Source organism: Mycobacterium asiaticum (assembly GCF_001673315.1).
Taxonomy (GTDB): domain Bacteria; phylum Actinomycetota; class Actinomycetes; order Mycobacteriales; family Mycobacteriaceae; genus Mycobacterium; species Mycobacterium asiaticum_B.
Map to the genome: position 1 here is coordinate 1 of NZ_LZLQ01000043.1, position 784 is coordinate 784.

Annotated in this window: 1 pseudogene; it reads right to left on the reverse strand. The window is 67.1% G+C overall.

The annotated features are described in order from the left end of the window. Positions 1 to 784, reverse strand: a pseudogene (locus A5636_RS26780) (hypothetical protein); the annotation flags it as partial.

The window sequence follows — 784 nt, forward strand, 5'->3', positions numbered from 1 at the left end:
CCGGACCTGCTCGACGCCAGTCAGCGTCCCCTTCGTCGGGTTGCTCGCCGTCCCGGTGACAATCGGCTCGGGGACGCGGTAGATCGTGACATTGCTGCGGGAGTGACCGTTGTCGCCGATATCACCGACATAGATATAGGACTTGCCGTCGGCCCCCCTGGCGACCTCGATGTCCTCCCAATCATTGGCGGTCGCACCACTGAGCTGGTAGGTGGCCAGGGTCTGACCCGTCTTCGAATCGATTGCGAAAATTCGAGCCGAATCCCCCGAATCATTGTGCACCCAATAGACATTCGGATTGTTGATGCCGGCATCGATACCGGAGACTTCACCCAGGTTGCTATCGGTAACCTTGCCGCCGTTCGAGCCGGTGAGATCACCGTCACGGGCCGCGTCAACGGCGTTGGGCTGGGACGGATCCGTCGGGTTGCCGGGATCCGTCGGGTTGCCAGGATCCGTCGGGTTCCCAGGATCGGTCGGGTCGCCCGGGTTACCCGGATCTGTTGGGTTGCCCGGGTTTCCGGGGCCGTCGATCTTCGTTCCCGTCGCTCCGGTGGCGCCATCGTGGCCGGCCAATTGGCCGCCCATACCGCCGGCCCCACCCTTGCCGGGACTTTGACCCGCGCCGCCGATACCTCCGTTGCCGCCGTCGCCCACCAGGCCGGCACTGCCACCGGCGCCGCCTGCACCGCCGAGGCCACCGGCGCCGCCCTGTCCACCGGCGCCACCGTTTCCGTACAGCAGGCCTCCGTTGCCGCCCTGGCCGCCCAGTGGGGTGGGCCGC